Here is a 9,654-nt window from a genome sequence, read left to right on the forward strand (position 1 = left end):
CCCCGACCTCGGGGCGAAGCGATAGCAGTCATCCTGCAAAAACGGCGGTATGACCGCCATTCGCCGCGGGGGTGCAGATCCTACAGGATCGTGCAATCCTCAGCCCCGTAGGAGCCCCGACCTCGGGGCGAAGCGATAGCAGTCATCCTGCAAAAACGGCGGTATGACCGCCATTCGCCGCGGGGGTGCAGATCCTACAGGATCGTGCAATCCTCAGCCCCGTAGGAGCCCCGACCTCGGGGCGAAGCGATAGCAGTCATCCTGCAAAAACGGCGGTATGACCACCATTCGCCGCAGGGGCGCGGCTACAGGATCGTGCAAATCCTCAGCCCCGTAGGAGCCCCGACCTCGGGGCGAAACGATTGCGGCCATCCTGCAAAAACGGCGGTGTGCCCCTATTCGCCGCCGCGGAGGGGGCTGCGCTTGCCGGGTCGCCTAGCGCAGCTTCTCCAGCAGTTGGTAGTACCACATGCCCAGCGCCAGCATCGGGTTGCCGAACACGTCGCCCATCGGCACCTTGATGTGCGAACAGCCGGCAAAGGTCTCGAAACGTGCCAGCTCGCCGCTCATGGCTTCGGCCATGATCTCGCCCATCACGTGGCTGGTGGCGATGCCGTGGCCGGAGTAGCCCTGGCAGTACCAGACGTTGGCCGACAGCTTGCCCAGTTGCGGGATGCGGTTCATGACGATGCCCATGGCGCAGCTCCACTGGAACTCGATGGGCACGCCCTTGAGGCTCGGGAAAGTCCGCTCGATACCGGGCCGCAACTCGGCCGCGATATCCCGCGAATCGCGCCCGGAGTAGTTGGCGCCGCCGCCGAACAGCAGGCGCCCGTCGGCAGTCAGGCGGTAGTAGTCGAGCACGAAGCGGCAGTCGTAAACGGCCAGGTCCTGGGGGTTGATCTGCGCCGCCAGCTCGCCCAGCGGCGCGGTGGTGACGATGCCGCCCATGGCCGGAAAGATCATGCCCTTGAGCTTTCCAGGCTCCAGCTTGTGGTACACGTCGCCGGCCAGCAGCACCTGATTGGCGACCACCCGCCCTTCGGCCGTAACCAGCGTCGGCGTAGCGCCGTGAACGATCTCCAGCACCGGCGAGTGCTCGAAAATCAGCGCGCCCAGGCTATGGGCCGCCCGCGCTTCGCCCAGACACAGGTTCAGCGGGTGCAGGTGCAGGTTTCGGGTGTTCTTCAGCGCGCCAAGGTACAGGTCGCTGGCCAGGTGGGCGCGCACGCCACCGGCATCGAGCAGGGTCACGTCGGCCTCCATGCCACGGCGCAGGGCCTCGTCATGGGAGGCACGCAGTTCGTCGAGGTGGGCGGGTTTCATCGCCGCATGCAAGTGGCCGTGCTTGAGGTCACAGGCGATGCCGTAGCGACGCACCCGCTGCTCGATGATGTCGTGGCCGCGCCAACGCAGGTTCCAGATGAAATCGTCGACCTCCCCACCCAGCCGCTTGCGCATCTGCTTGGCCATGGCGGCGTCGCCAGACAGGCTGCCGGTGACCTGCCCGCCATTGCGGCCGCTGGCGCCCCAACCGATGCGATTGGCCTCCACCACGGCCACCTTGAAACCACGCTCGGCCAGTTCGACCGCCGTGGCCACGCCGGTGAAGCCGCCGCCGATGATTGCCACATCGACCCGCACTTCACCCTGCACGCTCGGGTAGTCGCTGTCCTGATCGATGCTCGCGCTGTAATAGGACGGGCTGCGCTCGGCTGCCGTCGTCGTGTCTTTCATGTCCGTTCCTTAGCGGCCCGCCTGAGCGCGCCACGATAATCATGTTGTGCAAGCTCACGCCTGATTCAGGTACCAGCGCCAGTCCTGCTCGCCGACTTCCCCCATGAAGCGCCGCTGCTCCTCGCGCTTGACCGCCAGGTACACCCGCAGAAACTCCGCCCCCAGGGCCTCGGGCGCCCAGGTCGAGGCCTGCAGCGCGCACAGCGAGGTCAGCCAATCGGTGGGCAGCAGGGTCTTGGCCTGGGCATAACCGTTGCCCTCGATAGGCTCACCGGGGTCCAGCTCTTCGCGGATGCCACGGTGAATGCCGGCGAGGATCGCCGCAGCGGCCAGATAGGGGTTGGCATCGGCGCCACAGATACGGTGCTCGATATGCCGCGTGAACGCCGGGCCGCCCGGCACGCGCAGGCTCACGGTGCGGTTATCCACACCCCAGGTCGGCGCCAGTGGCGCGTAGCTGTTGGCCTGGAAGCGCCGATAGGAGTTGGCGTTGGGGCAGAACAGCAGGAGTGAGTCGAGCAGGCTGGCGAGCATGCCGCCCACCGCGTAACGCAGCAGCGGGGTCCCTGCGGGTGCCTCACTGGCGAACAGGTTGCGGCCCGCCGCGTCGTTCAGGCTGACGTGCATGTGCATGCCGGTGCCCGCCAGATGATCGAACGGCTTGGCCATGAAGCAGGCCTGCATGCCATGCCGATGCGCCACGCCCTTGACCAGGCGCTTGTAGCGCACCGCCTGATCCATGGCCTGCAACGCATCGCCATGCTCCAGGGTGATCTCCACCTGCCCCGGCGCGTATTCGGAAATCGCCGTGCGTGCGGGGATGCCCTGGGCCTTGCACGCGGCGTACAGGTCAGCCAGAAACGGCTCGATCTGCTCCAGCTCGCGCAGGCCATAGACCTGGGTACTGCGCGGCCGCCCGCCATCGGCATCCAGGGCCGGCTGCGGGTGGCCACGGGCGTCGCGCTTGGCATCGAGCAGGTAGAACTCCAGCTCGCAGGCCATCACCGGGTGAAAGCCCTCGGCCTGCAGCCGCTCGATCACCTGCACCAGCACATGGCGCGGGTCGGCGATGCTGGCCGGCATGCCTTCCTGCGGGTGCATGCTGACCTGCACCGCCGCCGTGGGGATCAGCCGCCAGGGCAGGCGCACCAGGCTGCCAGCCAGGGGATAGGCTCGGCAGTCGATGTCGCCGACGTCCCAGACCAGCCCGGAATCCTCGACGTCATCACCGTTGATGCTCAGACCAAGGATGGTGCTCGGCAGCGGTCGGCCGCTGCGGTAAACGGCGAGCAGTTCGTCACGGTGCAACAGCTTGCCGCGCGGCACGCCGTTGGCGTCGATGATGAACAATTCGAACAGCTCGATATCGGGGTTCTGCGCGAGGAAATCCTCGGCGTCCTGCAAGGGCGCGAATTGCATGATGGCTTCTCATGGGCCACGGGCGACCGTCACGGCGGACAGTGGGCCCGGATCGACTTCTCGGCCGCACAGGCGGCCATGGGTGTCATCAGAAGACCAGAAGAACATCCGGCGGGCGGGCGTGGCGACAATGCCAGAGTGCCCAGAAGGCGAGGGTTTGCGGCAGCCCCGTGGGTTCGGGCGCCCGGCCCCGCGAGCGCAGGGCTGGCAGGGCGATGGCTGGGGCAAAGGTGCAGACCGGGATAGACATGCCAGCGAGGCTCGCACGCCGCCATAGTCAGGTTAAATTGTTATTACCGCACCTTCAGATAGCCAGCGGCTAAACAATGACCTGTCACGGCTCGGGTTTATAGCCCAGTCGCAGGCCTCCCCAATGCTTGCCCTGCACATGGATCGGCACCGACAGGTCGTGCATCAGTTCGCCGGTATCGCGCATGTAGGTCTGCAACAACAGGCGCTGTTTGTGGCTGCCGCAGCGGATGCCGGTGCGGTAGTTGAACATCCGTTTGCTGCGGCTTTTCACGGTATCCACGGCGCGGTCACCGGTGGGCGGATGATTGAACGCCTCGTTGTGGGTCGGCACGTAGCCTTCCGGCGTGGTGGCGATGGCGAACACCAGGCCTTCGTGGCGCTTGAGCAGCGGCTCCTGGATGGCGGGCAGCACCTGATCGGCATGGCTGTCAAAGCGCGTGCGGAACTTGGCCGGGAAGCTGCCCTGAATCGGCTGGTACTGACGGTCGAACAGATCCGCCAGGCTGATACGCCCGGCCTGGATATCCGCCTCGAACTGCCGACCGATCGCGGCGGCGCCTTCCAGGGCGAGGTCGTAGATGCGCTGGTGATAGCTGTCCAGGCCGACGCTGGCCAGCTGTTCGCTGACGCTTTCCGCCTGGCCGACCAGTTGTTCGGCAGCCTTGCCCAGTTGTCGGGTCTGGTCCTCGCTGCTGCGCACGTCGCCGCGCAGTTGCTCGACCGCCACCAGCAGCTCGGCCAGGTGTTCGTGGTTGCTCGCCGTGCCGGCGCTGATCTGCGCCACCTGAGTGTCGACATCGGCCGCCAGGTCGGCGATGCCGCGCAGTTGCTCGCCGGTGAATTCGATCTGTCGGGCGGCCGCTTCCAGCTCTTCGGCCTGACGCTGGATATGGTTGACCACCGCCGAACTCTGCTGACGGATATCGGCGACCATCTGCCCGACTTCTCCCGTGGCGGTGGCGGTACGCCCGGCCAGGCTACGCACCTCGTCGGCGACCACCGCGAAGCCGCGGCCCTGTTCACCGGCGCGGGCGGCCTCGATGGCGGCGTTGAGCGCCAGCAGGTTGGTCTGGCTGGCGATGGATTGGATCACCTGGGTGACCTGCTCGATCTGCTCGGTACGCGCCCCGAGGCCATCGATCAGCTCGCGGCTGGCGGCGGCCTGGGCGCTGAGCTGCTGCATGCGGCTGATCGCCTGCTGCAGCTCGGCCTGGCCGGTGGCGCTGCTGGTGCGCACGGTCTGCGCCGCACCGAGGGTCTGGCCGGCGCGCTCGGCGTTGCTCTGCTCGGTGCGGGTCACGGCGTGGGCACCTTCGCCGATCTGTTCGACCGCCGCCAGTTGCGACTGCAGCTTGCCGGCCAGTTGCTGCACGGTGAAGGCCACCTGGGCGGCCGACAGGGCGTTATGGCAGGTGTGCTGCGACAGGCTCTGGCTCAGCTCATCCAGCGAGGCCGCCGGCGCGGCGTCGACAGGCGGCGCAGCAACCTTGCGCCAGGGCCCGAGCCACGGCCACAGGGCCAGCGACAACAGCGCGATGACGCCAAGATAGGTCGGCAGGTGCACTTGTTGCCAGACCACCAGCAACGCGAGCAGGCCGAGCACATGCAGGGCCAATGCCAGCCGGTCATGCGTAAAACCAGAACCCATGGCGAACCTCATTGTTTTTATGGTGCCGGGATATCGGGCGCAGCAAGCGCCGAGCCTTGTTTCAGCTCATCGGCAGCGCAGGGCGTATCTGTAGAGGCGCGGCAGCCGCCTGGCCGAGTTGACCATCTCATCATGCGCCGGGCTATGGCACTTTGGTAGCAGAGGGTCGACTTCCGGGAGAGTGCCGATCAGCGCTTGAGGCTGTGACGCTTGACGAAGGCGCGGTCGAAGTAGTCCTTGCAGCGCCCGTAGAACTGCCCGCCGGCGCTCCACTGACGCCAGCCGAACAAGGCACCGCCATCGCCACTGGCCAGCAGCAGCGGGCGCTGGCCGCTGGTCTTGAAGTCGCGCAGCGGCCCGCCACGCAGTGCCGCGCTCAGGTTGGCGGCCAGCACCGGCACCTGGCGCATGGAATACAGGCCGCTCTTGCGCACGCCAGGCAGGTTGGCGCAATCACCCACGGCGAAAATCTGCGGATGGGAATGGCTCTGCAGGGTCGGCGCGGTGTGCACGAAACCATCGCCATCGCAGCTCAGGCCGCTGTCGGCGATCCACGGGAATGCCTGGGCGCCGCTGGCCAGCAGCAGCCGACCGCCACGCCACACCGCCGCGTCGCCGCTGATCAGGCAATCACCGTCGATGCGGCTGATCGGGCAATGCTCGCGCACCTGCACCCGGCGCATGCGCAGATGGCCCCAGGCACGCATCCGCAACCCGGCACAGTGGCCAGCCAGCAGCGGCTCGCCGCAGAACAGCGCCAGCTGCGGTACCTGATCGGCCAGTGCCAGGGCCATTTCCACCCCGGCCACGCCGCCACCGAGAATCGCCAGAGGCTGAGGCTCGCGCTGCCAGGCCTGCCAGCCAGCGATGAAGCTGTCCACCGGCTTCACCGCCAGCACATCCATCGCGTCGCCTTCACGGGGCGGACAGGCGACCCGGTCGCCGGCATTCAGCGACAGCCAGTTGCCCTGCAGCACGCGGCCATCGCCCAGGCTAAGTTGCCGCGTGGCGGCATCCAGAGCAGCCACCGGCGCGACGATCAGTTCGACCTGGGCAGCCTGGCACAGCGCGGCCAGGCCGATCTGGCAGTCCTCGGCGCTGTAACGCCCCGCTACCAGCCCCGGCAACATGCCGGCGTACCAGGTGTGCGCGGCGCTGGCCACCAGGGCGATGCGACCCACCGGCCGCTCGATCAGCGCCCAGCGCCGCAGAACCCCGAGATGGGCCGGGCCTGCGCCTACCAGCAACAGATCGTAGTCAGTCATCTACACCGATATCCTTGTGAGCCTGAGCAGAGCGACAAGCCGCGCTGCGAAAAGCAGAGCGAGCTTTGACCGAAACGCGCCCGGAATGATCCGGCGCTCCCCGAGCATGGCGGCAGCGAGCCGTTTCGAGCAAGAGAAGAGACGCTTGGGGCAGGCTTTCGACACATTTTTACAGCGCGATTTATGCCGAAATCATGCGGCGGATGCCTGGGCAGGCAGCCGCTCCAGCACCCCGGGGTCGAGGCGCAACAGGCGCACGCAGCGGGCCTCGCGCAGCTCGCTGGGGCTTTGCGACGCATCGAGCGCGACCACCTGCCCGGCGAGGTTGAGTACCAGCGCTTCGCGGGAGAACACCCCACTGTTGAGGCTGTAATAGGCCGCCACCAGCTCGCGCAGCCCGAACGGCAGGCGCCAGCGGATACGCAGCGCCGAGCCGAAACTGGCGGCGCGCAGGCGGATGGCCTGTTCGATTTCCTCATCACTGAGGCTGCCGCCAGCGTCCTGCCAGTCCTGCATGCAGCGCAACAGTGCCAGCTCGCCGATGTTGTGCAACAGGCCGGCGGTGTAGCAGAGCTCGGCATCCAGCGACAGTTCGCAGGCCAGCCAGTGAGCGACCTCGGCACTGCGCTGGGCGGCGGCCCAGGTGCGCACGCCCTGCTCGGCCAGGCGCGGGTCGCTGAGCCGGGCGTTGCGCTGCACGGAAAGCCCCAGCACCAGATTCAGAGTGCGTGCCACCCCCAGGCGCGGCAGGGCCTGGGCCAGGGTCTGGCAGGGGGAGCCATTGTGGTGAGCGGCACTGTTGGCGGCGGCGATCAGGCAGGCGGTGATCTGCGGGTCACGGGTGAACACCTGCTCCAGCTCACGCAGGCTCGGCTCGCTGCTGTTCAGGTACTGGCTGACCGAGTCACGCACCGAGGCCAGCAGCGGCGCGCCCTGCCCTTCTTCGCGCATGGCGTCCAGGTAATCTTCGAGGCGGTTCACCAGCAGCGGCCGAATCGGGCACAGCAGCTCCTCGCCCTCGTTGAGCAACAGACCGGCCAGGCGCTGGCGCAGTGCTTCGGCGTTGAAGGGTTTGGCCAGATAGGCGGTGGGCGCCAGCGGCTTGGCGGCGCGCACGCTGTTGGCATCCAGGCGGCCGCTGATGAGGATGAACGGCAACGCCGGAGTACGCGGGTGGCGGCGCAACTGGCGCAGCAACTCCAGGCCATCGACACCCGGCAGCTCGCTGTCGGCGATCACCAGTTCCGGCAAACGTCGCTTGCAGCGTGCCATGGCCGCCTGGCCATCGCTGACACGGATCACCACGGCGTCGCAGCGCACGTCGAGCACCAGTTGCTCGAGCAGATCGGCCGTCCACGGATCGGTATCGGCGATGAGAACTTCCGGTGCGCTGGCCGCTGCAGACATCCATGAACCTCTTCACATAGGTGTAAGAGGCTCAGTATAGACAGGTCAGCGAGCGCTCTGCCGCAGCCCGACAGGGAAACGCAGGCAAAAAAAGACCCGCCGAAGCGGGTCCTTTTCAACGGCGTGGCTTAAGCCAGTTCGTCGAAGCACTCAGCAACGATGGCGATGCCTTTTTCCAGCTGGGCGTCCGGGATGGTGACCGGCATCAGGAAGCGCACCACGTTGTAGTAGGTGCCGCACGACAACAGGATCAGGCCCTTGTCGCGCGCCTTGGCGACGATCTTGCCCGTCAGCTCGGCAGCCGGTTTGCTGTGGTCGCCGCCTTCGAACAGCTCGATGGCGATCATCGAACCCAGGCCACGTACGTCACCGATCACCTTGTGCTTGGCGGCGATGTCGCGCAGGCCGGCCTTGAGCTTCTCGCCCACGGCGTTGGAACGATCCAGCAGCTTCTCTTCGTCGAACACCTTCAGCACGGCCAGGGCCGCGGCGCAGGCGATCGGGCTACCGGCATAGGTGCCGCCCAGGCCACCGGGAGCGATCTTGTCCATGATCTCGGCCTTGCCGCTGACGCCGGAGATCGGGAAGCCGCCGCCGACGGATTTGGCGAAGGTGGTCAGGTCCGGCACGACGCCCAGTTGCTCGGTGGCGAAGAAAGTACCGGTACGGCCAGCGCCGGTCTGCACTTCGTCAGCGATCAGCAGAATGCCGTGCTGGTCGCACAGGGCGCGCAGACGCTGCATGAAGGCTGGCGAGTTGACGTAGAAGCCACCTTCGCCCTGCACCGGCTCGATGATGATCGCGGCGATGTCCTGAGGCTGGGCATCGTTCTTGAAGATGCGCTCGATGCTGGCGATGGACTCGTCTTCGCTGACGCCATGCAGCTCGCACGGCGCGATGGCGCGGTACACACCGGCAGGCATCAGGCCCATGCCCGCGGAGTACGGCGCCACCTTGCCGGTCAGCGACAGGGTCATCATGGTGCGGCCGTGGTAGGCGCCGGTGAAGGCGATCACGCCAGCACGGCCGGTAGCGGCACGGGCGATCTTCACGGCGTTCTCGACGGCTTCGGAGCCCGAGGTGACCAGCAGGGTCTTCTTGGCGAAGTCGCCCGGTACGCGCTTGGCGATTTCTTCGCACAGCTCGATGTAGGGTTCGTACGCCAGCACCTGGAAGCAGGTGTGGGTCAGCTTGGTCAGTTGCTCCTGAACGGCGGCGACCACTTTCGGGTGCAGGTGGCCAGTGTTCAGTACGGCGATACCGCCGGCGAAGTCAATGTACTCACGGCCTTCGACGTCCCACACGGTGGCGTTCTCGGCGCGCTCGGCGACGATCGGGTGGATCTGGCCGACGCCACGCGGTACGGCGGCTTGGCGGCGTTGCAGCAGGGATTCGTTGGTCTTGCTCATGGCTTCCTCATTCACCGCTCATCGTCGGTGTGGTTCAAGGATGAAATGACCGGGTCAGCGCCGTCGCAGCATACGATGATCGACTGCAACACTCGCCCCGATCACAGGGACTATTTTTGCTTTCACGCACTATCGGAGCGTAGCGAGCGAAGGTCAGGCAAGGCGGCGGGGTCGGGAAAAAGCGGAGTTGGCTGTTGCCAATGAGCATTTTTCCCGGCCCCGCCAACGCAGCATCACCGAAGCGCAGTAGCGACTACCTAGATGCTCAGGCAGAGGTACTTGATTTCCAGATAATCCTCGATGCCGTACTTGGAACCTTCACGGCCCAGGCCCGAGGCCTTGATGCCGCCGAACGGCGCCACTTCGTTGGAAATCAGGCCGGTGTTGATGCCGACCATACCGTATTCCAGCGCCTCGGCCACACGGAACACGCGGCTCAGGTCACGGGCGTAGAAGTAGGAAGCCAGACCGAACTCGGTGTCGTTGGCCATGGCGATCACTTCGGCTTCGTCCTTGA

Annotated in this window: 7 protein-coding genes; all 7 read right to left on the reverse strand. The window is 66.4% G+C overall.

Annotation, left to right across the window (positions count from 1 at the left end; translation table 11 throughout):
* Positions 1–435: 435 nt before the first annotated feature.
* Positions 436–1,737, reverse strand: coding sequence for an NAD(P)/FAD-dependent oxidoreductase (locus QRN22_RS25040; protein WP_042554207.1), 1,302 nt, complete (start codon positions 1,735–1,737; stop codon positions 436–438).
* A gap of 54 nt (positions 1,738–1,791) precedes the next feature.
* On the reverse strand, positions 1,792–3,156 hold the full coding sequence (locus QRN22_RS25045; protein ID WP_042554206.1) for a glutamine synthetase family protein: 1,365 nt from the start codon (positions 3,154–3,156) through the stop codon (positions 1,792–1,794).
* Between the two features lie 334 nt (positions 3,157–3,490).
* Positions 3,491–5,068: a methyl-accepting chemotaxis protein gene (locus QRN22_RS25050; RefSeq protein WP_502945156.1), complete on the reverse strand. Its 1,578-nt coding sequence runs from the start codon at positions 5,066–5,068 to the stop codon at positions 3,491–3,493.
* Positions 5,069–5,244: 176 nt separating this feature from the next.
* Positions 5,245–6,321 carry an FAD-dependent oxidoreductase gene (locus QRN22_RS25055; RefSeq protein WP_042554204.1) on the reverse strand — a complete coding sequence of 359 codons (1,077 nt, stop codon included), beginning with the start codon at positions 6,319–6,321 and terminating at the stop codon, positions 5,245–5,247.
* A gap of 192 nt (positions 6,322–6,513) precedes the next feature.
* Positions 6,514–7,728, reverse strand: coding sequence for an HDOD domain-containing protein (locus tag QRN22_RS25060; protein ID WP_042554203.1), 1,215 nt, complete (start codon positions 7,726–7,728; stop codon positions 6,514–6,516).
* 128 nt (positions 7,729–7,856) lie between these two features.
* Positions 7,857–9,137 carry a 4-aminobutyrate--2-oxoglutarate transaminase gene (gabT, locus tag QRN22_RS25065; RefSeq protein WP_042554202.1) on the reverse strand — a complete coding sequence of 427 codons (1,281 nt, stop codon included), beginning with the start codon at positions 9,135–9,137 and terminating at the stop codon, positions 7,857–7,859.
* A gap of 257 nt (positions 9,138–9,394) precedes the next feature.
* The coding region (locus QRN22_RS25070) for an aldehyde dehydrogenase family protein (RefSeq protein ID WP_285403624.1) at positions 9,395–9,654 on the reverse strand (260 nt) is incomplete at its 5' end.

The sequence above is a fragment of the Pseudomonas sp. MEJ086 genome, from assembly GCF_030209025.1.
Classification (GTDB): Bacteria; Pseudomonadota; Gammaproteobacteria; order Pseudomonadales; family Pseudomonadaceae; genus Aquipseudomonas; species Aquipseudomonas fulva_A.